The 25,323-nt window shown below is 67.7% G+C and carries 23 protein-coding genes; 12 read left to right on the top strand and 11 right to left on the bottom strand.

Going from position 1 to position 25,323, the window contains the following annotated elements; genetic code table 11:
- Nucleotides 1-89 precede the first annotated feature (89 nt).
- Both QF037_RS24140 and QF037_RS24135 read left to right on the top strand, forming a co-directional pair.
- A complete protein-coding gene (locus tag QF037_RS24140) occupies nucleotides 90-995 on the top strand; it encodes a LysR family transcriptional regulator (protein ID WP_307028550.1) in 906 nt (301 codons plus the stop codon).
- 88 nt (nucleotides 996-1,083) lie between these two features.
- Complete coding sequence (locus QF037_RS24135; RefSeq protein ID WP_307028548.1) at nucleotides 1,084-1,566, top strand: NUDIX domain-containing protein; 483 nt, start codon at nucleotides 1,084-1,086, stop codon at nucleotides 1,564-1,566.
- A 2-nt stretch (nucleotides 1,567-1,568) separates the two neighbouring features.
- On the opposite strand, the gene QF037_RS24130 is transcribed toward QF037_RS24135, so the two are convergent.
- A complete protein-coding gene (locus QF037_RS24130) occupies nucleotides 1,569-3,095 on the bottom strand; it encodes a globin domain-containing protein (RefSeq protein WP_373463810.1) in 1,527 nt (508 codons plus the stop codon).
- 402 nt (nucleotides 3,096-3,497) lie between these two features.
- The gene (locus tag QF037_RS24125; RefSeq protein ID WP_307028544.1) at nucleotides 3,498-4,130 is read right to left on the bottom strand and encodes an HAD family hydrolase; all 633 of its coding nucleotides are present in this window, start codon (nucleotides 4,128-4,130) and stop codon (nucleotides 3,498-3,500) included.
- Nucleotides 4,131-4,392: 262 nt separating this feature from the next.
- On the opposite strand from QF037_RS24125, the gene QF037_RS24120 reads away from it, so the two are divergent.
- Entirely contained in the window at nucleotides 4,393-5,259 is an 867-nt protein-coding gene (locus tag QF037_RS24120; RefSeq protein ID WP_307028542.1) for a GNAT family N-acetyltransferase, read from the top strand.
- Nucleotides 5,260-5,384: 125 nt separating this feature from the next.
- On the opposite strand, the gene QF037_RS24115 is transcribed toward QF037_RS24120, so the two are convergent.
- Nucleotides 5,385-6,593 (bottom strand): MFS transporter, encoded by a 1,209-nt coding sequence (locus QF037_RS24115; RefSeq protein WP_307028539.1) that lies wholly within the window; start codon nucleotides 6,591-6,593, stop codon nucleotides 5,385-5,387.
- 141 nt (nucleotides 6,594-6,734) lie between these two features.
- Here QF037_RS24115 and QF037_RS24110 point away from each other — a divergent pair, with 141 nt between their 5' ends.
- Together QF037_RS24110 and QF037_RS24105 are read left to right on the top strand one after the other, a co-directional pair.
- Nucleotides 6,735-7,193, top strand: coding sequence for a MarR family winged helix-turn-helix transcriptional regulator (locus tag QF037_RS24110; RefSeq protein WP_307028537.1), 459 nt, complete (start codon nucleotides 6,735-6,737; stop codon nucleotides 7,191-7,193).
- A gap of 10 nt (nucleotides 7,194-7,203) precedes the next feature.
- Nucleotides 7,204-7,656, top strand: coding sequence for a GNAT family N-acetyltransferase (locus tag QF037_RS24105; RefSeq protein ID WP_307028536.1), 453 nt, complete (start codon nucleotides 7,204-7,206; stop codon nucleotides 7,654-7,656).
- Between the two features lie 61 nt (nucleotides 7,657-7,717).
- Here QF037_RS24105 and QF037_RS24100 read toward each other — a convergent pair whose 3' ends face one another.
- The gene (locus QF037_RS24100; protein WP_307028535.1) at nucleotides 7,718-9,103 is read right to left on the bottom strand and encodes a serine hydrolase domain-containing protein; all 1,386 of its coding nucleotides are present in this window, start codon (nucleotides 9,101-9,103) and stop codon (nucleotides 7,718-7,720) included.
- Nucleotides 9,104-9,164: 61 nt separating this feature from the next.
- Nucleotides 9,165-10,637: a replicative DNA helicase gene (gene dnaB / locus QF037_RS24095; RefSeq protein ID WP_307028533.1), complete on the bottom strand. Its 1,473-nt coding sequence runs from the start codon at nucleotides 10,635-10,637 to the stop codon at nucleotides 9,165-9,167.
- Nucleotides 10,638-11,088: 451 nt separating this feature from the next.
- Here dnaB and QF037_RS24090 point away from each other — a divergent pair, with 451 nt between their 5' ends.
- Nucleotides 11,089-12,435, top strand: a complete 1,347-nt coding sequence (locus tag QF037_RS24090; protein WP_373463809.1) for an MATE family efflux transporter — start codon at nucleotides 11,089-11,091, stop codon at nucleotides 12,433-12,435.
- 150 nt (nucleotides 12,436-12,585) lie between these two features.
- Here QF037_RS24090 and rplI read toward each other — a convergent pair whose 3' ends face one another.
- The 4 genes from rplI to rpsF all read right to left on the bottom strand — a co-directional run bounded on the left by rplI (nucleotide 12,586) and on the right by rpsF (nucleotide 14,317).
- Nucleotides 12,586-13,032, bottom strand: a complete 447-nt coding sequence (rplI, locus tag QF037_RS24085; RefSeq protein WP_307028529.1) for a 50S ribosomal protein L9 — start codon at nucleotides 13,030-13,032, stop codon at nucleotides 12,586-12,588.
- 18 nt (nucleotides 13,033-13,050) lie between these two features.
- Nucleotides 13,051-13,287 carry a 30S ribosomal protein S18 gene (rpsR, locus tag QF037_RS24080; protein WP_003949403.1) on the bottom strand — a complete coding sequence of 79 codons (237 nt, stop codon included), beginning with the start codon at nucleotides 13,285-13,287 and terminating at the stop codon, nucleotides 13,051-13,053.
- A 57-nt stretch (nucleotides 13,288-13,344) separates the two neighbouring features.
- Nucleotides 13,345-13,947 (bottom strand): single-stranded DNA-binding protein, encoded by a 603-nt coding sequence (locus QF037_RS24075; protein WP_307028527.1) that lies wholly within the window; start codon nucleotides 13,945-13,947, stop codon nucleotides 13,345-13,347.
- A 79-nt stretch (nucleotides 13,948-14,026) separates the two neighbouring features.
- Complete coding sequence (rpsF, locus tag QF037_RS24070; protein ID WP_307028525.1) at nucleotides 14,027-14,317, bottom strand: 30S ribosomal protein S6; 291 nt, start codon at nucleotides 14,315-14,317, stop codon at nucleotides 14,027-14,029.
- 264 nt (nucleotides 14,318-14,581) lie between these two features.
- On the opposite strand from rpsF, the gene QF037_RS24065 reads away from it, so the two are divergent.
- The 3 genes from QF037_RS24065 (at nucleotide 14,582) to QF037_RS24055 (ending at nucleotide 17,321) form a co-directional block, all read left to right on the top strand.
- A complete protein-coding gene (locus QF037_RS24065) occupies nucleotides 14,582-14,896 on the top strand; it encodes a hypothetical protein (protein WP_307028523.1) in 315 nt (104 codons plus the stop codon).
- Between the two features lie 179 nt (nucleotides 14,897-15,075).
- Nucleotides 15,076-16,197, top strand: a complete 1,122-nt coding sequence (gene femX / locus QF037_RS24060) for a peptidoglycan bridge formation glycyltransferase FemX (protein ID WP_307028521.1) — start codon at nucleotides 15,076-15,078, stop codon at nucleotides 16,195-16,197.
- A gap of 92 nt (nucleotides 16,198-16,289) precedes the next feature.
- Nucleotides 16,290-17,321: an alanine racemase gene (locus QF037_RS24055; protein ID WP_307028519.1), complete on the top strand. Its 1,032-nt coding sequence runs from the start codon at nucleotides 16,290-16,292 to the stop codon at nucleotides 17,319-17,321.
- A 102-nt stretch (nucleotides 17,322-17,423) separates the two neighbouring features.
- On the opposite strand, the gene QF037_RS24050 is transcribed toward QF037_RS24055, so the two are convergent.
- Both QF037_RS24050 and QF037_RS24045 read right to left on the bottom strand, forming a co-directional pair.
- Complete coding sequence (locus QF037_RS24050) at nucleotides 17,424-18,926, bottom strand: glycosyltransferase family 87 protein (RefSeq protein WP_307028517.1); 1,503 nt, start codon at nucleotides 18,924-18,926, stop codon at nucleotides 17,424-17,426.
- Between the two features lie 108 nt (nucleotides 18,927-19,034).
- The gene (locus QF037_RS24045) at nucleotides 19,035-21,662 is read right to left on the bottom strand and encodes a transglycosylase domain-containing protein (RefSeq protein ID WP_373463808.1); all 2,628 of its coding nucleotides are present in this window, start codon (nucleotides 21,660-21,662) and stop codon (nucleotides 19,035-19,037) included.
- A gap of 362 nt (nucleotides 21,663-22,024) precedes the next feature.
- Between QF037_RS24045 and QF037_RS24040 the strand changes: the two genes are divergently transcribed.
- From QF037_RS24040 to QF037_RS24030, 3 genes are all read left to right on the top strand, one after another.
- Nucleotides 22,025-22,717, top strand: a complete 693-nt coding sequence (locus QF037_RS24040; RefSeq protein ID WP_307028515.1) for a PadR family transcriptional regulator — start codon at nucleotides 22,025-22,027, stop codon at nucleotides 22,715-22,717.
- 44 nt (nucleotides 22,718-22,761) lie between these two features.
- Nucleotides 22,762-23,844 carry an inositol-3-phosphate synthase gene (locus tag QF037_RS24035; protein ID WP_307028513.1) on the top strand — a complete coding sequence of 361 codons (1,083 nt, stop codon included), beginning with the start codon at nucleotides 22,762-22,764 and terminating at the stop codon, nucleotides 23,842-23,844.
- Between the two features lie 100 nt (nucleotides 23,845-23,944).
- Nucleotides 23,945-25,207, top strand: coding sequence for an MFS transporter (locus QF037_RS24030; protein WP_307028511.1), 1,263 nt, complete (start codon nucleotides 23,945-23,947; stop codon nucleotides 25,205-25,207).
- The last annotated feature ends 116 nt before the right edge of the window (nucleotides 25,208-25,323 follow it).

Raw genomic sequence — 25,323 nt, 5'->3', positions numbered from 1 at the left:
AATCACAGTAGCGACAGCGACCTATCGACATATTTATAGTTGGGCGCGGCCGGGGGGCCAGGAGCAGGCACTGAACGGGAGGGCGCGGCATGGATCTGGCCTTGTTGCGGACCTTCGTGACCGTGCACCGGGCCGGCTCCTTCACTCGCGCCGCCGCGTTGCTCGGCCTCTCCCAACCGGCCGTGACCTCGCAGATCCGTACGCTGGAGCGGCAGTTGGGCCGCCCTCTGTTCCTGCGACAGGCCCGCGGGGTGACCCCGACGACCATCGGCGACGAGCTCGCCCACAAGGCCGCGCCGCATCTGGACGCCCTGGTGGAGATCACCGAGACCGGCCTCGACGACGAGTCCTCTTTACGAACCCTCCACCTCGCCGGGCCGCCCGAGTTCGTCGCTGAACGGGCCCTGCCCGCGCTCACCGAGCTGACCGGCGAGGACGGCCAGGGCTTCGCTCTGCGGGCCTCCTTCGGGAACGCCGAGGAAACCCTGGAAGGGCTGGCCGCCGGGCATCACGATCTGGCCATCACCACGGCCCGTCCACGCGGCTCCCTGCTCACGGCGACTGCGCTCTGCGACGAAGTGCACGTCCTGGTCGCCTCCCCCCGCTGGGCGAAGCGGATCAGTACCGGGACCCTGCGCCGCAAGGGAGCGCCCGCCCTGGAGAACCTCCCGGTGATCGAGGTGCACGAGTCGCTGCCGTTCGTCTCGCGCTACTGGGCTTCCGTCTTCGACTCCCGTCCGGCGGCCCCCGGCACCGTCATCGTCCCCGATCTGCGCGCGGCGCTCGCCTGCGCGGCGGCGGGTGCCGGACTCGCGGTGCTGCCCAGCTATCTGTGCGCGTCAGCCATGGAACGCGGCGACGTCGTCGCCCTGCACCATCCGGCGGTTCCGCCGCTGCGGACGTACTTCCTGGTGGTCCGTACCGGCACGCTGGCGATGCCGCACATCGCGCGCGCTCACGACTGGCTGCTGCAAGCGGCTACGGACTGGTGCTGACCTGCGCTTTTCCTAGGGTCACCGGGTGAGTTCGGCCGATGACCGTTCGCGATGTTTCACGTGGAACCAACCGGGCCACATTTCACCCATGACCGTCCGACCCGTGGTCAAGCGCACCGCACGTGCCGTTCTCCTGCATGGCAACGACCTGATCCTGATCAAGCGCACCAAACCCGGCATGGATCCCTACTGGCTCACGCCCGGTGGTGGAGTCGAGCCGACCGACGCGACCGTCGTCGACGCTCTGCACCGCGAGGTGTACGAGGAACTCGGCGCCAAGATCACCGACGTGGTGCCCTGCTTCGTCGACACCGTCGAGCACATCGGCGAGGACGCCGCCGCGACCGGGGTGAAGGTCCAGCACTTCTTCGTCTGCCGTCTGGAGTCCATGGACACCTCGCTGCGGCACGGCCCGGAAATCGACGAACCCATCGGTGAGTACGAGATCGTGCGGGTGCCGTTCACCCGTATCGGGATCGCCTCCGTCCACCTCGTCCCGCTGTCCCTGCGGCACTACCTGGACGGGAACATCGAGGGCGTCCGTGCCATGCACGCCCCCGACCTGGGCTGAGATCAGTCCCCGATGACGACGAGCTCCTCCACGGAGTCGTGACGTATGCGGTTCGACGGAATGCCGATGTCCCGCAGGGCGTCCACACCCCTGCGGATCATCCCGGGCGGGCCCGAGACGAAGGCGTCGAACTCGTTCCAGGGGCCGTACTGGCGGATGGCGTCGGGGAGCTGGACACGCGCCAGTTGGTCGATGACCGCGCGGACCGAGAGCCACGGGTGGGACTGCTGGAGCCTGAGCATGGTGTCGATGTCGTACAGGTCGTGGTCGGTGCGGGCGCCGTAGAACACCTCGACCGGCCGGCGCTCGCCGTGTTCGGCCACGTCCTCGATCAGTGCCTTGATGGGCGCTATGCCGGTACCGCCGCCCAGACAGAGCAGTCCGCTGTCGGTGGTGTGGTCCACGGTCATCGAACCGGTCGGCGGACCGAGCCGGAGGATGTCGCCTGGCCGGGCACGGTGCACCAGGGCGTTGGAGACCCAGCCCGCCGGGACGGCCTTCACGTGGAACGACAGCAGACCGCCGGAGCGGGGCGCCGAGGCGAAGGAGTAATGCCGCCAGATCCGCGGCCACCACGGCGTCTCCAGGCTCGTGTACTGGCCGGCGAGGAACGGATAGGGCTGGTCCGGGCGGACGGTGACGACCGCGACGTCCGGCGTCCTGAGGTCGTGCGCCACGACCTCGGCGTACCACCAGGCCGGGGCACGCAGTTCGTCCGTGGCCGCCGCGTCGATCATCACCTGCGAGATCGTCGTGTACGTCCGGACCCAGGCCGCCTCCAGCTCCGGATCCCAGATGTTCTGGGCGTACTTGCTCAGCGCACCGATGAGGCACTCGCCGACGGCCGGGTAGTGCTCGGCCCGGGTGCCGTACTTGCGGTGGCCGCGGCCGAGGTTCTGCAGATAGTCGACGAGGACGGGGGTGTTGTCGATGTGCTCCGCCGCGGTGAGCAGCGCCTTGAGCAGCCGGTCCCGCTGGGTGTCCATCGCGGCGGGGAAGAGCGAGCGCAGGTCGGGGTGGCGGACGAAGAGGAGCGCGTAGAAGTACGAGGTGACCTTGTCGGCCACGGGGGCGACCTCCGCCATGGTCCGGCGGATGAGGATCGCGTCCGGGGAAGCCTGTTGGGCCTGCGCCGGGTTGGCGCGCTGCGGAGGTACACGCTGCTCCGGGGGCGGGGGTTCCGTCGGCCCCTCGTTCGGTATCGCGTGCGGGGTAGAGGTCTCTGCCGGGTGCGCCTGCTCGGCCGAGACAGGTGGCGCGGCGGGAGCGGGCGGTGGCGCTGGGGCAGGCGTTGGGGCTGGGGCGGGCTGCGGGGCGTCCTGTGCCGGTGGGGCCGTGTCGGCGCCCTGTGGGGTCCTGCCGACCGGGCGCAGCGCCGCCAGGCGGCTGCCCTCGGCCGTCTCCTGCTCGCTGCCCGGTGTCGGCTCCGGCTGCTTGTGGGGCGTGAACCAGCCGTCCCCGCCGCCGGAAGTGCCGTTGTCGGCCGACGCGGTGGTCGGAGCGTCCATGGTGTGCCTCGCCTCGAACATCTTTCGGTCGGTCTGCGCACTTCCTCGGTTGGAATGTGCCTGCTTTCCCCCGTAGACGGCTTGCTTTCCCTGTTCATGGCCTGGGCCAATGCGGCCACATTCAACCCGTATCCGCGCTCCATACGGACAAGTAAGGCGAGAGTGTGACATTGGCCGCAGTCCTCTCACCGCAGCCTCCCACTGTGTGGGGACGCCCGGCCGCATAACCGAAAACGCGGGTCTTCGATCTCTCCGTCCCATTAGGCTGCCGTGCCTTGTTCACGATCCGGGCAGGGGATATGCAGGGTCTGCACCTCACGCCGGACGAGAACCGGAGTCGACCCTACCGGTCAGCGCTCCGCACACAAATCCCCCCTCCCTCCCCCACGAATGAGGCGAGGAGCGAACCATCAATTGCTTCAATTACCGGGCGTGGCGCACCAATTCATAGGCATCCCACAGATCTCTGCCCGTGTAGGCGTGGGTCGCGAGACCGGACAGATGGCTGTCCGCATTGACCGCGACGGAGACCGGTACCGTGCCGAAGAGGTCCTTGTCCGAGGACGAGTCCCCATAGGCAACGCAATCGGCCCGGCTCACCCCGAACTCCTCGCACAGCCGGTCGGCGATCAGGACCTTGGCCGCGGCGCTGAGCACTCCGGCCGGATCCACCGGCTCGGTGAACGGCACGGCGGGAAAGCGCGATCCGTACGCCGCGTGGGCACCCCAGGTGGTGAGCCGCTCGACGAAGAAGGACGGCGAGAGCGATATGACGGCGCAATAGTCGCCGTTCTCCCGGATCTCCTCCCAGACGTCACGTATGCGGGCCAGCCACGGAGCGCCCTCGAAAGCGGCCGCCACATGGGCCTCGGTGAGCTCCGCCCACAGTTCACGCACCCGCGCGGCGTACTCGGGCGGCTCTATCAGCCCCGTCGAGATCGCCTGGTCGAGTGCCACGGCCTCGGCTTCCAGGCCTAGTTGCCGGGAGATCTCCACGGGCGAGGAAGTGCCGTACAGCAATGTGCCGTCGAGGTCGAAGAGATGCAGTCTGGACATGGTTCCCGAGGCTAGCCGGGTCGGATGAGGGCACCTCGGCGAGGATCCCTGAAGCGCTGTGACGACGACACCGCCGACGCCCAGGCGAGGACGCCGCCGGTGCTTCGCAGGGTCGGCGGATGCCTGCATTCGCTCATGTTTCACGTGAAACGCGCACCGTCTGCCGAGGTGCCGTGCAGTCGGCCACGACATGGCCAAAACCTCGAACATCACACCGGAAACAGGTGGACGCCGAGGGCGCCCGTCAGACAGCCTGACCTGCGTGTCGACACCTTCCCTCGCTGATCTGCCCATCCGCCGACTGACGCTGCGCGATCTCGCCGCCTGCGCCGACTTGTCCGAGGACCGGGGGTGGCCGCGCGAGGAGCACAAGTGGGGCTACCTCCTCACCTCCGGGAAGGGATACGGCATCGACGACCCCAACGGCGGCCTCGTCAGCGCCTGCGTCGTCACCGAGTACGGCCCGCAGGACCGCCCCGATCTGGGGGCCATCGGCATGGTCCTGGTCGCCGAACGGCATGCACGCCGAGGCATCGGCCGCCGACTGATGCGTCACGTGATCGCGGCGATGAGCACCACCCCGCTGACCCTGCACGCGACGCCCAACGGCCGCCCGCTCTACGAGGAACTCGGCTTCAAGGTCACCGGCCGGGTGGAGATGGTGCGGGGCCACTTCATGGCCTCCGGATACGAGCCCGCCGTCGCTACACGTGCGGCGACCGCAGAGGACCTCACGGCCATCCTCCGGCTCGACGCGGAGGTCTTCGGCGCCGATCGCACGCACATCGTGACGCGCCTGCCCGCCTTCGCCGACCAGTTGCGGGTCGCCGAGGAGAACGGCCGGATCATCGGGTACGCGGGCGCGTGGCCCAACATGGACAACCATGTCGTGGGACCGCTCATCGCCCGGGACACGGAGACGGCGAAAGCACTCATCGCCTCGCTGGCCGCCGACACCGACCTCAAGCTGCGTACCGACATCGACGTGCGGCACGAGGAACTGCTGACGTGGGTGAAGGAGCGTGGGCTGGCGTCCGTTGCCTTCAACTCGGTCATGACCTACGGGATTTCGGAGTTGCCCGGTGACTGGAGCCGGCGGTTCGCACCGGTGACGGTGGCGGCAGGGTGAGGGACGACCTCGTGGTGACGGCTTGCTGAGAGCAGCCGTAGGGGTGATGCCGGGTCCCGGTCGGGACCCGGCATCGTTCTGCGCGGCTCGAGGTGGCTGGTGCGGCTCGGTGTCGCCTGTCCGGATCAGTGGTGGACGGCTGCCCGCCGCTCAGCCGGTACGGCCCCTGCCACGACCTCGCTGGGCGTGTCGGCTCGGCGCTCCAGGGCGGCCGAGAGCAGCGCGAGCCCCAGGGCGGCAGCGGCCAGGACGGCGCCCACCCAATTCGGAGCGGTGTAGCCGAGACCGGCGCCGATGACGAGGCCGCCGAGCCAGGCGGAGAGCGCGTTGCCGAGGTTGAAGGCACCGATGTTCACCGCGGCGGCGAGTGTCGGGGCGCCGTGCGCCTGGTCGAGGACGCGCTTCTGCAGCGGTGGGACCGTGGCGAATCCCAGGGCGCCGATGAGCGCGATCGTGACGGCCGCGAGGACCTTGTTGTGCGCGGTGAGCGTGAAGAGCGCGAGGACGACGGACAGGGCGCCCAGAGACAGGTACAGCAAGGGCATCAGGGCGCGGTCCGCGTACTTGCCGCCGATGAGGTTGCCGCCGACCATGCCGAGGCCGAAGAGGACGAGCAGCCAGGTGACGGAGCCGTCGGCGAATCCGGCGACGTGGGTCATCATCGGCGCGATGTAGGTGATGGCCGCGAAGACACCGCCGAAGCCGAGCACCGTCATCGCCATGGCGAGCAGGACCTGGGCGTTCTTGAAGGCGGCCAGTTCGTGGCGCAGGTGCACGCCCTCCGGCCTGGGCATGTCGGGGACGAGCTTGGCGATGCCCAGCAGGCCCAGGACGCCGAGCGCGGCGACGAGGGCGAAGGTGACGCGCCAGCCGACGGTCTGCCCGACGAGGGTGCCCAGTGGGACGCCCACCACGTTGGCGACGGTGAGGCCGGTGAACATCATCGCGATGGCTCCGGCCTTCTTGTCCGGGGCGACCAGCTCGGCCGCCACGACCGAGCCGATGCCGAAGAAGGCACCGTGGGCGAGCGAGGCGACCACCCGGCCGATCAGCATGACGCTGAAGGCGGGGGCCAGGGCGGACAGTAGGTTGCCGACGATGAAGAGCCCCATGAGCAGCATCAGCATGCGCTTGCGGGAGACCTTGGTGCCGAGCACCGTCATCAGCGGAGCACCGAACATGACGCCGAGCGCATAGCCCGTCACCAGGAAGCCGGCCGTAGGGATGGAAACCCCGAAGTCACCCGCGACCTCGGGCAGCAAGCCCATGATCACAAACTCGGTGGTTCCGATTCCGAAGGCCCCGATCGCGAGAGCCAGGAGCGCGAGAGGCATGAGGGACTGCACCTTCCAGGTAATTGCAGGAGCGCTTTACAGTCGAAGACAATACTTGCATACGCCTGATGTTTGCAAGCGCCGACTATTGCGGACCTGCTCTATCCTGGCTTCAGCCGTTCCGGGACGAAGGAAGCGCCGATGACAGCGACGGACCCCGCACTCACCGCCCTCGCACAGGGCTGGTGCGCCCTTTCCCTGTTGCACGGGAGGATCGAGGCCCATATCGAGCGGGCCCTCCAGGCGAAGCACGACCTCAGCGTGCGCGAGTACTCCCTGCTCGACGTCCTCAGCCGACAGCACGACGGAGACGGCGGCCATCTCCAGATGAAGCAGGTCGCCGACGCCGTCGTCCTGAGCCAGAGCGCCACCACCCGGCTGGTCACCCGCCTCGAGGACCGCCACCTGCTCACCCGCTACCTGTGCCCCACCGACCGCCGAGGCATCTACACCAACGTCACCGAGGCAGGACTCCAGCTCCTCGACGAGGCTCGGCCGACCAATGACACCGCCCTGCGCGAGGCCCTCGACGAAGCGGCCAGGAACCCCGAACTGGCCCCCCTGGTCCGGGTCGTGGAGTCGCTGAGCGTGCCCGCATAGGCTGGCCGGCATGGGAGATCTTGAAATACGCCCTGCCGTCGCCGCCGATGTACCCGCGATCGTCGCCATGCTCGCGGACGACCCGCTGGGCGCGCAGCGCGAGTCACCGGACGACCTCGCCCCCTACCTGACCGCCCTGGATCGGCTCGTCGCAGACCCGAACCAGCACCTCGTCGTGGCCGTCCGCGAGGACCGCGTCGTGGGCACGCTCCAGCTCACGATCATTCCCGGGCTGTCCCGACGCGGCTCCACCCGGTCGATCATCGAAGGCGTCCGCGTCCACGCCGACGAGCGTGGCAGTGGTCTGGGTACGCAGCTCATCGAGTGGGCGGTCGATGAATCACGGCGCCAGGAATGCCAGTTGGTGCAGCTGACCTCCGACGTCACCCGCACCGACGCCCATCGCTTCTACGAGAGGCTGGGCTTCGAGGCCTCACACGTGGGTTTCAAGCTGCCGCTCTGATACTCAGGCCCACCATCCCGGCCCGTGGGGGCTTGTTTCACGTGAAACAAGCCCCCACCGCTCAGCCGATACCGCGCCACCCCTCCGGATCCACCCCACCCGGCACAGGTGAGCCCTCGTCGTACGGCTGACGCGTGAACACGAACGAGCCGAGGTCCAGATGGCTCACACCGCCGTCAGGCCGTCGTATGGCCCTCAGAAGCTCTCCGGCGAAGTAGCCCTCAAGGCCGGTCCACGTGCCGTCACCGTTCCTGCGAAAACGTGAGCGGCGGCCGATCCCGCTCAGCGGATCCAGCGAGACACCACCCTCGGTCGTCAGCCGCAGGGTGAACGCATGCGTCCCCCAGTACCACGGCCCCGCCAACTCCAGCAGAGCTGCGTCGACTTCGGGCAGAGGACGCCACGGCTCGGGAATCCGCGGCTCGGCCTCCGCGACGATTCGTACGAGGTCGGCGCCCACGGAACCCAGCAGTGGCCCGGAGGTGCAGTTGGCCAGCACCACCGCGGCCACGTCGTCCGCCACGCTGATGGTGAGGTTGGCCAGGAATCCCGGCAGGGACCCCGAGTGCCCGACGAGCAGTCGGCCGTCCCGGCTCTGCACCTGCATCCCCAGACCGTACGTCGCACCGTCCAGGACATCCGCGGCCTCGGCCGGAGCGGCGGGCGTTCGCATCTCCCGCACCGTCTCCGCACTCAGCACCCGGTCGTCGCCTTTCGCCAGGAAGGCCGCGAACTTCGCCAAGTCGCCGGTGGTGGACCAGAGTTGGCCCGCCGGGGCCATCCGACCGAGGTCCTCGGTGGGCTCCGGAAGCATCACATCGGCCCAGGGATGCACCGCCCAGCCACCCGCGTGCGGCGCCCGCGGCTGGGCACTCGTGCTGTCGAGGCCCAGGGGTTCAAGCACTTCACGCCGGAGGACGTCCTCCCATGCGGCGCCGCGCAGCTTCTCGACCAGCGCGCCCAGCAGGGTGTAGCCGGGGTTCGAGTAGTGGAAGCGACGGCCGCCCGGGTGCAGGAAGGGCTGCTCGCCGAGCACGTCGGTCAGTTCGGGCCGCAGCGAGCCCGGGCTGCGCTCCCACCACGGCCCCGGCGACTCGGCCGCCAACCCGGCCGTGTGAGCGAGGAGTTCGGCAAGGGTGGCCTCCCCCGCGCCGGTGCCGGGCAGATGCTTCTCCAGCGGGTCGCCGAGGTCGAGCAGTCCCTCGTCGCGCAGCCGCAGCACGAGTACGGCGGTGAAGGTCTTGGTGATCGAGCCGATCCGGTACTGCACGTTCTCGTCCGGCCCGTGCCCGTCCACCGACGTCCGCGAGCCGTGCCAGACGGCCCGGCCGTCCCGCACGACCGCCGCGACCAGGGATGGCGTACGTCCCTCGGCCTGGGCGACGGCGATGCGGTGCAGCAGCGCCCGGCGCGTGCCGGGAAGCAGCTCTTTCTGAGATGTCGTCATGGGCCCAGTCCACCCCGCGGAACACCGCGGCGTCGAACGCTTTGGGCCGGAGACAGGCGGCTCAGGTCTGGGCCATGTCCACGAAGCGCGAGTAGTGGCCCTGGAAGGCGACCGTGATCGTAGCCGTCGGGCCGTTACGGTGCTTGCCCACGATGATGTCCGCCTCGCCGGCGCGCGGCGACTCCTTCTCGTAGGCGTCCTCGCGGTGCAGCAGGATCACCATGTCGGCGTCCTGCTCGATGGAGCCGGATTCACGCAGGTCGGACACCTGTGGCTTCTTGTCGGTGCGCTGCTCGGGGCCACGGTTGAGCTGTGAGAGCGCGATCACCGGGACCTCGAGCTCCTTGGCCAGGAGCTTGAGGTTACGAGACATGTCCGAGACCTCCTGCTGACGGCTCTCGGAGCGCTTGCCGGACTGCATCAGCTGCAGATAGTCGATGATCACGAGCTTGATGTCGTTGCGCTGCTTCAGCCGACGGCATTTCGCGCGGATCTCCATCATCGACAGGTTCGGGGAGTCGTCGATGTAGAGCGGCGCGGCCGAGACCTCGGGCATCCGTCGGGCCAGCCTCGTCCAGTCCTCGTCCGTCATGGTGCCGGAACGCATGTGGTGCAGGGCCACCCGCGCCTCGGCCGACAGCAGACGCATCGCGATCTCGTTGCGCCCCATTTCCAGGGAGAAGATGACGCTCGGCAGGTTGTTCTTGATCGACGCCGCCCGCGCGAAGTCCAGCGCCAGCGTGGACTTACCCATGGCGGGGCGGGCCGCGATGACGATCATCTGGCCCGGGTGAAGACCGTTGGTGAGCGAGTCCAGGTCCGTGAATCCCGTCGGCACACCGGTCATCTCGCCCGTGCGGGAGCCGATCGCCTCGATCTCGTCGAGCGCGCCCTCCATGATGTCGCCGAGCGGCAGATAGTCCTCGCTGGTGCGCTGCTCGGTGACCGCGTAGATCTCGGCCTGGGCGCGGTTGACGATCTCGTCGACGTCGTCGTCGGCCGCGTATCCCATCTGGGTGATGCGGGTGCCGGCCTCGACCAGACGGCGCAGGACCGCGCGCTCGTGCACGATCTCCGCGTAGTACTCGGCGTTGGCCGCCGTCGGCACCGTCTGGACAAGGGTGTGCAGATACGATGCGCCGCCGACCTTGTTGATCTCACCGCGCTTGGTCAGCTCGGCCGCGATCGTGATCGGGTCGGCCGGCTCGCCCTTGGCGTAGATATCGAGGATCGCCTGGAAGATCGTCTCGTGCGCCGGCTTGTAGAAGTCGTGTCCTTTGATGACCTCGACGACGTCGGCGATGGCGTCCTTCGACAGAAGCATGCCGCCGAGGACGGACTGCTCGGCGTCGAGGTCCTGCGGCGGGACACGTTCGAAGGACGTACTCCCGCCGTCCCATTCACCGCTCTCCCGGCCGCGGTCGTGCTGCTCGTCGCGACCTCGGCCACCCTCGCCGCGGCGGCGCGAGGCAGGCAGGCGATCACTGGGACCGCTGTCGGCCCACGGATCGTCCAAGGGCTCGGAAATGCTCACCGAGCCACCTCCTCCCGTCCGCGGAGCGGACCTCGCCGTGCTTCTCTTTTTCTACGGCACGGCACTGACAAATAAGAGGCCCAACTCCGGTTCTGGCGCGTCGGTTTTGTGATGGTTTCCGGGCCGACAGACGGAGTGGGCGCCGGACCACGGTAGGCCCGACGGCACCGTCAGCCAATCTGGTTATCCACAGGCCATGTGGACGACGGCCCCGATGCTGTGGAGAACTCCCCAAAACCTGTGCACGACCCGGTGGACAGGCCTGTGAACAAGCTCGCGGTTCTCATCCGGGACCAGCCCTGACCAGCACTCTTCCCATCCACCGGCTGTGCAGAAGAAAAACTTTCCCAGTCGGGCCAAGATCACATCGAACGGCACACGAAAGCGCACGCGACGACAAGGCAAGTAAGGGTCATTAACACATTGCATCTCTTACCTGTGGACGATTAGATTGGTGCTCATGACACATGCTCCGGCGACCACGCGCGCCACACGGCGACAGCATGACCGAGAGATCGTCGCTCTGGCCGTCCCGGCCTTCGGGGCGCTCGTCGCCGAGCCGCTCTTCGTCATGGCCGACAGCGCGATCGTGGGCCATCTCGGCACGGCGCAACTCGCGGGACTCGGGGTCGCCTCGGCCCTCCTCATGACAGGCGTCAGCATCTTCGTCTTCCTCGCCTACGCCACGACCGCAGCCGTCGCCCGACGTGTCGGAGCCGACGACCTGCCGGCCGCCATCCGGCAGGGCATGGACGGTATCTGGCTGGCACTCCTGCTCGGCGCCGTGGTCGTCGCCGTCGTCCTGCCCACCGCACCGGCCCTGGTGGAACTCTTCGGCGCCTCGGACACCGCCGCCCCGTACGCGACCACCTATCTGCGGATCTCGTCCCTCGGCATCCCGGCCATGCTCGTCGTCCTCGCCTCGACCGGCGTTCTGCGCGGACTCCAGGACACGAAGACACCGCTGTACGTCGCCGTCGGCGGCTTCGTCGCCAACGCCGCCCTCAACGTGGGGCTCGTCTACGGCGCCGACCTCGGCATCGCCGGCTCCGCCTGGGGCACCGTCATCGCCCAGTTCGGTATGGCTGCCGTGTACCTCGTGGTCGTCGTCCGCGGGGCCCGCGCCCACGGCGCCTCGCTGCGCCCCGACGCCGCAGGTATCCGGGCTTCGGCGCAGGCCGGCGTCCCCCTGCTCGTCCGCACCCTCTCGCTCCGCACGATCCTGATGATCGCCACGGCCGTGGCCGCCCGTCTCGGCGATGCCGACATCGCGGCGCACCAGATCATCCTGTCGCTGTGGAGCCTGCTCGCCTTCGCCCTGGACGCCATCGCCATCGCAGGACAGGCCATCATCGGCCGCTACCTCGGCGCCGGCGACGTCCAGGGTGCCCGCGAGGCATGCCGCCGCATGGTGCAGTGGGGCATCGCGGTGGGCGTGATACTCGGCCTCGCCGTCGCGGCGGCCCGTCCCGTATTCCTTCCGCTGTTCACGAGCGACTCCGTGGTGAAGGACGCGGCACTACCCGCTCTACTCGTGGTGGCGCTCGCCCAGCCCATCTGCGGGATCGTCTTCGTTCTGGACGGCGTCCTGATGGGAGCGGGCGACGGACCCTACCTCGCCTGGGCCATGGTCCTGACCCTGGCGATCTTCACACCTGTGGCCCTACTCATTCCCGCGCTCGGCGGTGGCCTCACCGCGGTCTGGGGAGCGATGACGCTGATGATGGCGGTACGCATGCTGACCCTCTGGCTGCGGTCCCGCTCGGGCCGCTGGATCGTCACCGGAGCCACGCGCTGAACAGAGGGCCACGCTGAATCACGCGTGGCACGCCGACTGTTTCACGTGAAACCCTCTGTTTCACGTGAAACACACCTCGGTCAGGGCGCACACAAGAAGGGCCGCACCCGAAGGTGCGGCCCTTCTCAGCTGCTCAAACCAAGCGCAGCGTCACGCAGCGACGACCTCGATGTTGACCTTGGCGGCCACCTCGGGGTGCAGACGCACGGACGTCTCGTGGGCGCCCAGCGTCTTGATCGGCGAACCGAGCTCGATGCGGCGCTTGTCGACCTCGGGGCCACCGGAAGCCTTGATCGCCGAGGCGATGTCGGCCGGGGTGACGGAACCGAAGAGACGACCGGCGTCGCCGGAGCGAACGGCCAGACGAACCTTGACGGCCTCGAGCCGGCCCTTGACCTGGTTGGCCTGCTCGATGGTCTGGATCTCGTGGATCTTGCGAGCACGACGGATCTGCTCGACGTCCTTCTCGCCACCCTTGGTCCAGCGGATAGCGAACTTCCGCGGGATCAGGTAGTTGCGAGCGTAGCCGTCCTTGACGTCGACGACGTCGCCCGCGGCACCGAGGCCGGAGACCTCGTGGGTAAGGATGATCTTCATTGGTCGGTCACCCTTCCCTTATCGCGCGGTGGAGGTGTAGGGCAGCAGCGCCATCTCACGGCTGTTCTTGACGGCCGTGGCGACGTCACGCTGGTGCTGCGTGCAGTTGCCGGTCACGCGGCGGGCACGGATCTTGCCGCGGTCGGAAATGAACTTCCGCAGCATGTTCGTGTCCTTGTAGTCCACGTACGTGACCTTGTCCTTGCAAAAAGCGCAGACCTTTTTCTTAGGCTTGCGCACAGGCGGCTTCGCCATGGTGTTTCTCCTGTGTGATCAAGAAGTGTGGGTACGACCCACCCTCGGCCCGAAGGCCTAGAAGGGGGGCTCGTCCGAGTAGCCGCCGCCCTGCTGGCCGCCGCTGGGGCTTCCACCCCAGCCGCCGCCACCGCCGCCGCCCTGGTTGCCACCGGCGGGAGCGCCGGTCGCCCAGGGGTCGTCGGCGGGAGCGCCGCCGCCCTGCTGGCCGCCGCCGGAGTTTCCACCCCAGCTGCCGCCGGCCTGGCCGCCGCCACCGCCGCTGTAACCACCCTGACCACCGCGGCCGGCGCCGCCGGCAGTCTTGGTGACCTTGGCCGTGGCACTGCGCAGGCTGGCGCCGACTTCCTCGACGTCCAGCTCGTAGACCGTGCGCTTGACGCCCTCACGGTCCTCGTAGGACCGCTGCTTCAGCCGGCCCTGCACGATGACGCGCATGCCTCGCTGGAGCGACTCCGCGACGTTCTCCGCCGCCTGACGCCAGACCGAGCAGGTCAGGAACAGGCTCTCGCCGTCCTTCCACTCGTTGGTCTGCCGGTCGAAGGTGCGGGGGGTGGACGCGACACGGAACTTCGCGACCGCCGCACCGGAGGGGGTGAAGCGCAGCTCGGGGTCGTCGACAAGATTGCCGACGACCGTGATGACGGTCTCGCCTGCCATGGGGAACCTCTCGGCGGGTTTGCTGCTCTGGCTGCTTGGTTGCTGCTACTCGAATCCCGAGATCAGCTGAGCGGGAGGCTCAGTGGTTCTCGGGGCGGAGGACCTTGGTCCGGAGGACCGACTCGTTCAGGTTCATCTGGCGGTCGAGCTCCTTGACGACCGCAGGCTCGGCCTGCAGGTCGATGACCGAGTAGATGCCCTCGGGCTTCTTCTTGATCTCGTACGAGAGCCGACGACGGCCCCAGGTGTCGACCTTCTCGACCTTTCCGTTGCCCTCACGGACGACGGAGAGGAAGTTCTCGATCAGGGGGGCGACAGCGCGCTCCTCCAGATCGGGGTCGAGGATGACCATCACCTCGTAGTGACGCATGTGGAACCCACCTCCTTTGGACTCAACGGCCACGGTCGTTCCGTGGCAGGAGGGTTGTAATGCGTACGCAAAGGTATCGGCAGCCACTGACAATCGGGGCTTCCTCGCGGTAGTCCCGGTCGTGACATGGGCAGACACCAGTGCAGACGGTACAGAGTACCCGCACCTTGGCTTCCGGTTGAAATCCGGCCGCCAAGAACGACAATCTGTACACATCGGGTGTGTATGGCGCTACGATGCGCCGCCTTTCGCAGGAGGTGCCCTATGGCACAAGCATTGCGACCCAACACCGTCGGAGGCCTCTTCGCCACGGACGGCAAACCCCACCCCCTCCAGGACACCCTGCTCGCGGTGACCCTGGTCCTGGGGCTCACGTCGTTCATCACGGCGATGTTCCACAGCCTGCACCTCATCAGCTCCTGGACCGGACTGGTGGGGATCCTCGTCGGCGCGTACGGCCAGTGGATCTCGGAGACGACCCGTGAACGCTTCGGACTGATCCTCGGTCTCGGCGCCTCGGCGATCGGCTTCTTCCTCGGCATGGCGCACGGCGGCCTCTTCGGCGGACTCCTCAGCTGACGCCTCGGGCACCGCCCCCTCAACAGCACACAAAGCACCGCGGAACGCCTCGGCGGCCCACCGGCCGGGGCGCAGGTTCCGTACGCCCAGTCGGGGCGCTCGCCAGGCGCAGTAGGCTTCGGCGCGAGAGCCGGAGCCCCTGTACCCATGGGGACACACCAGCCCGAGGAGCGCCCCGAATGAGCCTGACCCTGAGGACGATCAGCCGCGAGCAGCATCTGGCATACATCCAGAGCCTGCCGTCGGCTAGCCACATGCAGGTTCCGGCCTGGGCAGACGTCAAGGCGGAGTGGCGCTCCGAGAGCCTCGGGTGGTTCGACGACAAGACCGGCGAGTTGGTCGGTGCGGGCATGGTCCTCTATCGGCAGCTCCCCAAGATCAAGCGCTACCTCGCCTATCTGCCCGAGGGCCCGGTCATCAACTGGTTCGCGCCGAATCTGACCGACTGGCTGGAACCGATGCTCGCGCACCTGAAGCACCAGGGCGCCTTCTCGGTGAAGATGGGCCCGCCGGTGATCATCCGGCGCTGGGAGGCCACCTCCATCAAGGCCGGCATCCAGAACCCCGACGTGAAGCGGCTGCGCGACATCGAGGCCGACTTCATCGAGCCGCGCGCCTTCGAGGTCGCCGACAAGCTCCGTCGCATGGGCTGGCAGCAGGGCGAGGACGGGGGCGCCGGCTTCGGCGACGTCCAGCCCCGCTACGTGTACCAGGTGCCGCTGGCAAACCGGTCCCTGGAAGAGGTCCACAAGAACTTCAACCAGCTGTGGCGCCGCAACATCAAGAAGGCCGAGAAGGCCGGTGTCGAGGTCGTCCAGGGCGGTTACCAGGACCTCGAGGAATGGCAGCGGCTCTACGAGATCACGGCCGTGCGTGACCACTTCCGGCCCCGCCCGCTGTCGTACTTCCAGCGCATGTGGACGGCCCTCAACAACGAGGACCCCAACCGCATGCGGCTGTACTTCGCCCGCCACAACGGCGTGAACCTGTCGGCGGCGACGATGCTGATCGTCGGCGGACACGTCTGGTACTCCTACGGCGCCTCCGACAACATCGGCCGTGAGGTCCGGCCCTCGAACGCGATGCAGTGGCGGATGCTGCGCGACGCCTACGCGCTCGGCGCGACCGTCTACGACCTGCGCGGCATCTCCGACTCGCTGGACGAGACCGACCACCTCTTCGGCCTGATCCAGTTCAAGGTCGGCACGGGCGGCCAGGCCGCCGAGTACCTCGGCGAGTGGGATTTCCCGCTGAACAAGCTGCTCCACAAGGCGCTCGACATCTACATGTCGCGCCGCTGAACCCCGGCTGTTTGCTTCGATAGCTTCGACACGTTCGTTCGCTTCCATACCTCTGATACACCGCAGCCACGAGAAAGGTTCCAGGTCCGGCCATGGCGCTCACGCTCTACGTCGACACCGCGCGCTGGCGTGCGCACCACAAGCACGTGCAGGACCAGTTCCCGGGTCTCGTCCCGGTCTGCAAGGGCAACGGCTACGGCTTCGGGCACGAGCGGCTGGCGGAGGAGGCCACGCGGCTGGGCTCGGACGTCCTCGCGGTCGGCACGACGTACGAGGCCGCGCGCATCAAGGACTGGTTCGGCGGCGACCTGCTGGTGCTGACGCCGTACCGGCGCGGCGAGGAGCCCGTGCCGCTGCCGGACCGGGTCATCCGTTCGGTGTCGTCGATCGACGGGGTCTACGGCCTCGTGGGCGCCCGCGTGGTCATCGAGGTGATGTCCTCGATGAAGCGTCACGGCATCAGCGAGCAGGACCTGCCGCAGCTGCACTCCGCCATAGAGAACGTCCGTCTCGAGGGCTTCGCCATCCACCTGCCGCTGGACCGCACGGACGGCTCGGACGCCGTCGAGGAGGTCATCGGCTGGATGGACCGGTTGCGTGCGGCGCGCCTGCCGCTGCACACGATGTTCGTCAGCCACCTCAAGGCCGAGGATCTCGCCCGGCTCCAGCAGCAGTTCCCGCAGACCCGCTTCCGTGCCCGCATCGGCACGCGGCTGTGGCTGGGGGACCACGAGGCCACCGAGTACCGCGGGGCGGTCCTGGACGTCACTCACGTGGCCAAGGGCGACCGGTTCGGCTATCGCCAGCAGAAGGCGGCCTCGGACGGCTTCCTGGTCGTCGTGGCGGGCGGTACGTCGCACGGAGTGGGCCTGGAGGCTCCCAAGGCGCTGCACGGCGTCATGCCGCGCGCCAAGGGCGTGGCCCGCGCCGGCCTCGCCACGGTCAACCGGAACCTTTCTCCGTTCGTCTGGGGCGGCAAGCAGCGCTGGTTCGCCGAGCCACCGCACATGCAGGTGTCGATCCTGTTCGTCCCCTCCGACGCCCCGGAGCCGAAGGTCGGCGAGGAACTGGTGGCCCATCTGCGGCACACCACCACGCAGTTCGACCGGATCGTGGACCGCTGAGCGTCGTACGGACGACTGAAGAGCCGTACACAGACAGCCGAAAGGCCGTACACGGGCCTCCCGTGTACGGCCCTTCGCGTGAGTCGACCACGCCTTGTTCGCTCAGAGCGAACGGTCTGGGGAAGAGGCCGGATCACCCCACTCCACCTGTGGCCCCCCGAAGTGGGCGGCGTGGCGCGGGGGATGAGCCGCGGGGCCCAGGACGAACACGTCCTCCGCACCGTCGAGCACACCTCCCGAGGGGTCGTCGTCGCCGGCCCGGCGCACCACGTCCCGCTCCGGCATCCAGATGTCACGCACCACCACGGCACACAGGTACAGCGTCCCGAGCAGGTGCAGCCCGATGGCCCAGTGATAGCCGTCCTGGGGCAGGCCCTTGTGGGCGTCCGCGCTGGTCGTGTACGCGAGGTACATCCAGATCCCCAGGAAGTACGCCACCTCGCAGGCCTGCCAGATCAGGAAGTCCCGCCACTTGGGCCGCGCCAGTACGGCGAGGGGGATCAGCCACAGGACGTACTGCGGCGAGTAGACCTTGTTGGTGAGGATGAACGCCGCGACGATCAGGAAGGCCAGCTGGGCGAAGCGCGGCCGGCGTGGGGCGGTCAGGGTGAGCGCGGCGATGCCGACGCAGGACAGCAGCACCAGCAGCGTGGCGAGCGTGTTGACCGTTTCGGTGCTCAGCGGGTCGGTCGAGTTCTGGGCCAGGATCAGCCAGAAGGACCCGAAGTCGACGCCCCGTTCCTGGCTGAACTCGTAGAACTTCGACCAGCCGTCCCAGGCGAGGAGCATCACCGGAAGGTTCACGACCAGCCAGGAGACGGCGGCACCTCCCAGTGCCTTTCCGAAGTCCCGCCACTTGCCCGCGCGCCAGCACAGCACGAACAACGGACCCAGGAGGAAGACGGGGTAGAGCTTGGCGGCCGTGGCGAGACCCAGCAGAACGCCGAAGGCGAGAGAGCGGCCCCGCGACCACATCAGCATCGCCGCGGCCGTCAGGGCGACCGCCAGCAGGTCCCAGTTGATGGTGGCGGTCAGCGCGAAGGCGGGCGCCAGGGCGACCAGCAGCCCGTCCCAGGGCCGCCGGACGTGCGTACGGGTCACGCACACGGCGATGACGGCGGCGCACGCCATCAGCATCCCGGCGTTGACCATCCAGTACCACTGCTCCTGGTCCTGGATGCTGCCGCTGCCGGGCGTGAGCCAGGAGGCGACCTCCATGAACACACCGGTCAGCACCGGGTATTCGAGGTACTCCATGTCGCCGTTGAGCTTGTCGAAGTACGGCACGAGCCCGTCGGCGAAGCCGCGCCCCGCGTAGAGGTGCGGGATGTCCGAGTAGCACGCGTGCGTGTACTGCGAGCTGGCGCCGAAGAACCAGCCGCCGTTGTAACAGGGCGCCTTCTGGACCAGGCCGAGGGCGAACATCCCGATCGCCACGAGCGCGATGATGCGCACGGGAGTCCACCAGGACGTCCCTAGCAGCGCACGCCGCCCGATCGGGCCGCCGATCAGCTCACTGCCACTCGCGGCGATCTCGTCGTCCTTGGTCGGCCGCACCGGGTCCGGCTCGTGCACGCTCGCTTGCGTCGATTCTGCGCTGGGCATGGGGCACATCCTGCCGTACGTCTCTAGGAATACGCCGAGGACCGCCGCACCTGGTGGGTGCGGCGGCCCATGTTTCACGTGAAACACCCTCGGCGGGCGATATGGCGGCTAACCGCTCGATCCTCCGAAGATGCCTCCATTGCCGTTGCCTCTGGTGTTCCCGGTTGACTCCGTGGCCGTCGGCGTGGAGCTCGTGCCGCCGTCCGTGCCGCCGGTATTCGTACCTCCGGTGTCCTCGCACTGGAAGCCGAAGCAGCTCTCCGTCGCCGAGGGCGAGGGAGCGGTGAGGGACGGGCTCGGCGTCGGAGTCGGCGTCGGGGTCGGCGTCGGGGTCGGGGTCGCGGTGACGGTCGGGGTCGGGGAGGGCGCGCCCTGCTCGTCCTGGACCTCGCCGATCTTCTCGGCGTTCGGGAAGCCGGGGTCGTTGGCGTTCTTGAGGGCGACCTTCATGTACTCGGTCCAGATCGACGTGGGGATGTCACCACCGTGGATGGAGTCCTCACCCGCCGTGCCGTTCATGGAGAGCAGCTTGCTGCTCTTGGGGTCCTCTCGGAACATCGCGATCGATGTCGACAGCTGCTGGGTGTAGCCGACGAACCAGGCCGACTTGTTGCTGTCGGTGGTACCGGTCTTGCCGGCTGCCGTACGACCCAGCGCCTTCGCGTTCTGACCCGTACCGTTCTCGATGACGTTTTCGAGGAGGTCCGTGACGTTGTTCGCCACGTTCTCGGGCATAGCCAGCTTGATCTTCGGCTTGTCGAAGCCCGGCAGAGGCTGCCCGTCCTTCTTGACCTCAGTCACCGAGTACGGATCGGCCTGCTTGCCGGATGCGGCGAAGGTGGCGTACGCGTCCGCCATACGGATGGCACTCGGGGTCGAAGTACCAAGGGCAAAGGAGGGATTGCCCTTGTAGTCGGCGAAGCTCCCATCGAGGATGCCGGACTTCGAGGCCACGCTCCGTACCTTGTCCATCCCCACGTCCATGCCGAGCTGCACGAACGGCGTGTTGATGGATTGCTCCATCGCCTTGCGCAAGCTGATGTAGCCCCAGGGATAGTCGCTCTCGTTCTCCTGGTAGAAGACCGAGTTGTCCTTCTTCAGGACGTAGCTGCCGTCGTTGTTCGTGACCCTCAGATGGTCGTTGCCGTTGTACTTGCTCAGCGGCGAGACACCGACGTCCGGATCCTTGTAGGTGCCGTGCTCCATGGCCGCCGCCATCACGAACGGCTTCCACGTCGAACCGACCGGCACACCCGAGGTGTCCGCGTTGTTGTTGAAGTGGTCGTTCTCGTACCCCGCACCGCCGTACAGCGCGACGATCGCACCGTCCTTGGGCCTGACCGACGCCCCGCCGAACTGAACGTGCTTGTCCAGCTCACGCTTCTCCGGGTCGATCTTCGCGTCCTCGATCTTCTTCACGGCCTTGGCGAGGGCGTTGACCTTGTCCTTCTCGAAGGTCGTGTAGATCTGATACCCGCCCTTGTCGAACTCGGTCCTCGAGATGTCCGAGTGGGCCAACACGTACTTCTTGGCCGTGTCGACCAGGTAGCTGATCTGGCCGGTCATGTTCTTGGTCGCCTTGAGCCCCTGGGGCATCGGGTACTTCTTGGTGGCCGTCTGGTACTCGGCGTCCGTCAGATGCTTGTCGTTGTGCATCTGCTCGAGGATCCAGCCCCAGCGGTACTTGGAGCGCTCGGTGTTCTTGGCCTTGGTCGCCGCAGGGTCGTAACTGGTGTTGTCCACGGGGTCGTAGTACGTCGGGCCCTTGAGCAGCGCGGCCAGGAAGGCGCACTGGCTCGGCGACAGGTCTGCCGCGTCCACGCCGTAGTAGGTCTGCGCAGCGGCCTGGATGCCGTACGCGTCACGGCCGTAGTACGAGGTGTTCAGGTAGCCCTGGAGGATCTCGTCCTTGGTGAGCTTCGTGCCCACCTTTATGGAGATGAACATCTCCTTGAACTTCCGGGAGACCGTCTGCTCCTGGCTCAGGTAGGTGTTCTTCACGTACTGCTGGGTGATCGTCGAACCACCCTGCGTGTCACCGCCCCGCGCCATGTTGGCCAGTGCTCGGGCGATACCCATGGGGTCGACGCCCGAGTCGGAGTAGAAGCTCTTGTTCTCGGCCGAGATCACGGCCCACTGCATGGCCTTGGGAATCTTGTCGATCGTGACGTTCTGCCGGTTCGCACCGGCTCCCGTCGCGACCATCTGGGAGCCGTCCTCCCAGTAGTAGACGTTGTTCTCCGACTTGGCCGCGGCGTTCTCGCTGGGGATGCCGACCATGGCGTACCCGATACCCGCGATCGCCACCAGACCGCCGAAGAACGCCAGGCACAGTCCGGAGACGAGCTTCCAGGACGGCATCCAGCGCTGCCAGCCGTACTTGCCGGCGCGCGGATAGTCGATGAACCGGTTCTTGCTCGAGGCGGCGGCTCGGCCCCGTCCAGGACCGCTCGGGCCGCCGGGGCCACCGCGTCGGGCGCCACGGCCGGCGGGTTCGGCCGCTCTGCGTCGGCTGCCCCCGCCTCTCTGGGCCGCGCGCCGGGCATCGGCGCGGCCGCCGAACGGCCGCTCCTCGCCCCCCGACCCGTATGAACCCGACCCGTACGAGTCGGAAGGCGACTCGGTGGCGCCACGCGGTGTCGCACGGCGGCCGGAGGACGAGCCGGACTGGCCGCGTCGGGCCGCGGCACGTCCGCCTCCCTGCGGCTGCGGCGGTTTGCGACGGTGCTCGCTCATCGAACGACTACTCCTCGGGCAGGCGCACCTTTGCGCGCCTGGAAACGGCGGCTGGTTTCCGGTCCCCCCGAAGTACGGATGTGGTCGCTTTCGCATTCACCCGTACTGCACCGAGGACGACGACGCCCCCACGCGTCACTCGGTTCCCGGTGGTGTGCATGCCGCACAGACTACGCACCGTCAAAACCCGCCTAGCCCCGAAGTTCACCCCAAATCAGGCAACTTGCCTCGGATGAATAAGTGATGTGATCCCGTTCACCATCCCCCCACTTGTCCCGTGCGGATGGCCGTTCTATCGTCGTGATGTATCGAGTCGATACATCAGAGCGGCATAAGCGAGTCAGAGACGAGGAGGCGAGAGGATGAGCCGACGCTCAGGGATCCTTGAGTTCGCCGTACTCGGCCTGCTCCGCGAGTCCCCGATGCACGGCTATGAGCTGCGCAAACGACTCAATACGTCACTGGGCGTGTTCCGTGCGTTCAGCTACGGCACGCTCTACCCGTGTCTCAAGACGCTGGTCGCCAATGGCTGGTTGATCGAAGAGCCGGGACACGCTCCTGAAGACGCTCTCGCCGCATCACTCGCGGGACGTCGCGCCAAGATCGTCTATCGGTTGACGGCGGAAGGTAAGGAGCACTTCGAGGACCTGCTCTCGCAGACCGGCCCCGACTCGTACGAGGACGAGCACTTCGCCGCGCGTTTCGCCTTCTTCGGCCAGACGTCGCGCGACGTACGCGTACGCGTGCTGGAAGGCCGCCGCAGCCGGTTGGAGGACCGGCTGGACAAGATGCGCGTCTCCTTCGCGCGCACCCGGGAGCGCCTCGACGACTACACGCTTGAGCTCCAGCGCCACGGAATGGAGTCCGTGGAGCGCGAAGTGCGCTGGCTGAACGAGCTCATCGAGAGCGAGCGGGCCGGACGGGACCTCAAGGGGTCCGCCTCCGGGGGGTCCGCTCAGCCCTCTCAGCAGAACAACACATCTGGAGCGCCGGGCAACCTGCCACGGTCCGGGGACACCCCCCGGCCCGATACGCCCGACGACACCACCACGTGAGCGCCCAGTCAGGGCCTCACTCATACACACAGGGAGCAACCGGAATGGGTTCGGTCCGCGTAGCCATCGTTGGCGTGGGCAACTGCGCCGCGTCGCTGGTCCAGGGAGTCGAGTACTACAAGGACGCCGACCCGGCGACCAAGGTCCCCGGCCTCATGCACGTCCAGTTCGGCGACTACCACGTCGGTGACGTCGAGTTCGTCGCCGCCTTCGACGTCGACGCGAAGAAGGTCGGCCTCGACCTCTCGGACGCCATCGGTGCCAGCGAGAACAACACCATCAAGATCTGCGACGTCCCGAACAAGGGCGTCACGGTTCAGCGCGGCCACACCCTCGACGGTCTCGGCAAGTACTACCGCGAGACCATCGAGGAGTCCGCCGAGGCCCCGGTCGACGTCGTCCAGATCCTCAAGGACAAGCAGGTCGACGTTCTCGTCTGCTACCTGCCCGTCGGTTCCGAGGACGCGGCGAAGTTCTACGCCCAGTGCGCCATCGACGCCAAGGTCGCCTTCGTCAACGCCCTTCCGGTCTTCATCGCCGGCACCAAGGAGTGGGCGGACAAGTTCACCGAGGCGGGCGTCCCGATCGTCGGCGACGACATCAAGTCGCAGGTCGGCGCCACCATCACGCACCGTGTGATGGCGAAGCTGTTCGAGGACCGCGGTGTCCGTCTCGAGCGCACCATGCAGCTCAACGTCGGCGGCAACATGGACTTCAAGAACATGCTGGAGCGCGACCGCCTCGAGTCCAAGAAGATCTCGAAGACGCAGGCCGTCACCTCGCAGATCCCCGACCGCGACATGGGCGCCAAGAACGTCCACATCGGTCCCTCGGACTACGTGGCCTGGCTCGACGACCGCAAGTGGGCCTACGTCCGCCTCGAGGGCCGTGCCTTCGGCGACGTCCCGCTGAACCTGGAGTACAAGCTCGAGGTCTGGGACTCCCCGAACTCCGCGGGTGTCATCATCGACGCCCTGCGCGCCGCGAAGATCGCCAAGGACCGCGGCATCGGTGGCCCGATCCTGTCGGCGTCCTCGTACTTCATGAAGTCCCCGCCGGTCCAGTACTTCGACGACGAGGCCTACGCCAACGTCGAGAAGTTCATCAAGGGTGAAGTCGAGCGCTAAAGGCGCCGAGGCTCATTGAAAATCGCTCCTGCCAGGGCTGTGTCGAGGGTCCCCGGGTTGTACCGCCCGGGGGCCCTGTCCTTATGTGAGGCTGTGCGCCATGGCCGTCGTACGTGACCTGCGCGTCCTGCTGCGTTTCCAAGGCTTCAGACGCCTGCTCGCCGTACGTCTGCTCTCCCAGGGCGCCGACGGCGTCTACCAGGTCGCACTCGCCGCCTATGTCGTCTTCTCCCCGGAGAAACAGACCTCGGCCACCGCCATCGCCTCCGCCATGGCCGTCCTGTTGCTCCCCTACTCCCTCGTGGGCCCCTTCGCCGGCGTCCTGCTGGACCGCTGGCGCCGCCGCCAGGTCTTCCTCTACGGCAACCTGGTGCGCGCCCTGATGGCCACGGCGACCGCCGTCCTGATGGTCAGCCATGTGCCGGACTGGCTCTTCTACGTCTCCGCGCTGTGCGTCACCGCCGTCAACCGCTTCGTCCTGTCGGGCCTGTCCGCCGCCCTGCCGCGTGTGGTCGACTCCGAGCGCCTCGTCCTCGCCAACTCCCTCTCCCCGACCGCCGGCACACTCGCCGCGACGGCCGGGGGCGGCCTGGCCTTCGTCGTACGCCTGGTGTTCGCGGACTCCGACGCCGCGGTCGTGCTGCTGGGCGCCACCCTCTACCTGTGCGCGGCGCTTGCCTCGCTGCGCATGTCGCAGGAGCTTCTGGGCCCCGATCAGGAGTTGGTGCGGCCCGGCCTCTCAGCCGCCCTCTCCGGCACCGCGAACGACCTGATGGCCGGCGTACGCCACCTCGCCTCCCCACCACGCCGACGCGCCGCCCGGGCGCTCGCCGCGATGACGCTCATGCGGTTCTGTTACGGCGCCCTGCTGGTGATGCTGCTGATGCTCTGCCGGTACGAGTTCTCCTCGACCACCGATGACGGACTCGCCCTGCTGGGGTTGGCGTTGGGCATCTCCGGTGCGGGCTTCTTCGTGGCGGCCGTGTTGACGCCCTGGGTGGCGGGGCGGCTCGGTCCCGGGCGCTGGATCGCCGTGTGCGCAGCGTCCGCCGCGATCCTGGAACCGGCTCTCGGCCTCCCTTTCGCCGTCGCGCCCATGCTCGTCGCGGCGTTCGTCCTGGGTCTGACCACGCAGGGCGCGAAGATCGCGACGGACACCATCGTGCAGTCCTCGGTCGACGACGGGTTCCGGGGCCGGATCTTCTCCGTCTACGACGTGCTGTTCAACATCGCGTTCGTGGGCGCGGCCGCGGTGGCGGCCCTGATGCTGCCGCCCGACGGGCGTTCTGTGGTGCTGGTGGTCACGGTGGCCGTTATCTACGGGGCAGTTGCAGTGGCTATGGCCCGCTTTGAACTCCAGTAAGTGTCACATCAATGACACAGAGTCCCCCTGGGTTGCAGGAGTGTCAGTGGGGCCCGGTAACTTACGTGCGTCTTACTCGCTCCTTATGCGTGCCACACGCCCATGTTCTAGGGGGA

The organism is Streptomyces canus (assembly GCF_030815415.1).
Taxonomy (GTDB): domain Bacteria; phylum Actinomycetota; class Actinomycetes; order Streptomycetales; family Streptomycetaceae; genus Streptomyces; species Streptomyces canus_F.
Note: the sequence above shows the minus strand (reverse complement) of the source record. Positions and strands in the feature narration are given on the sequence as shown.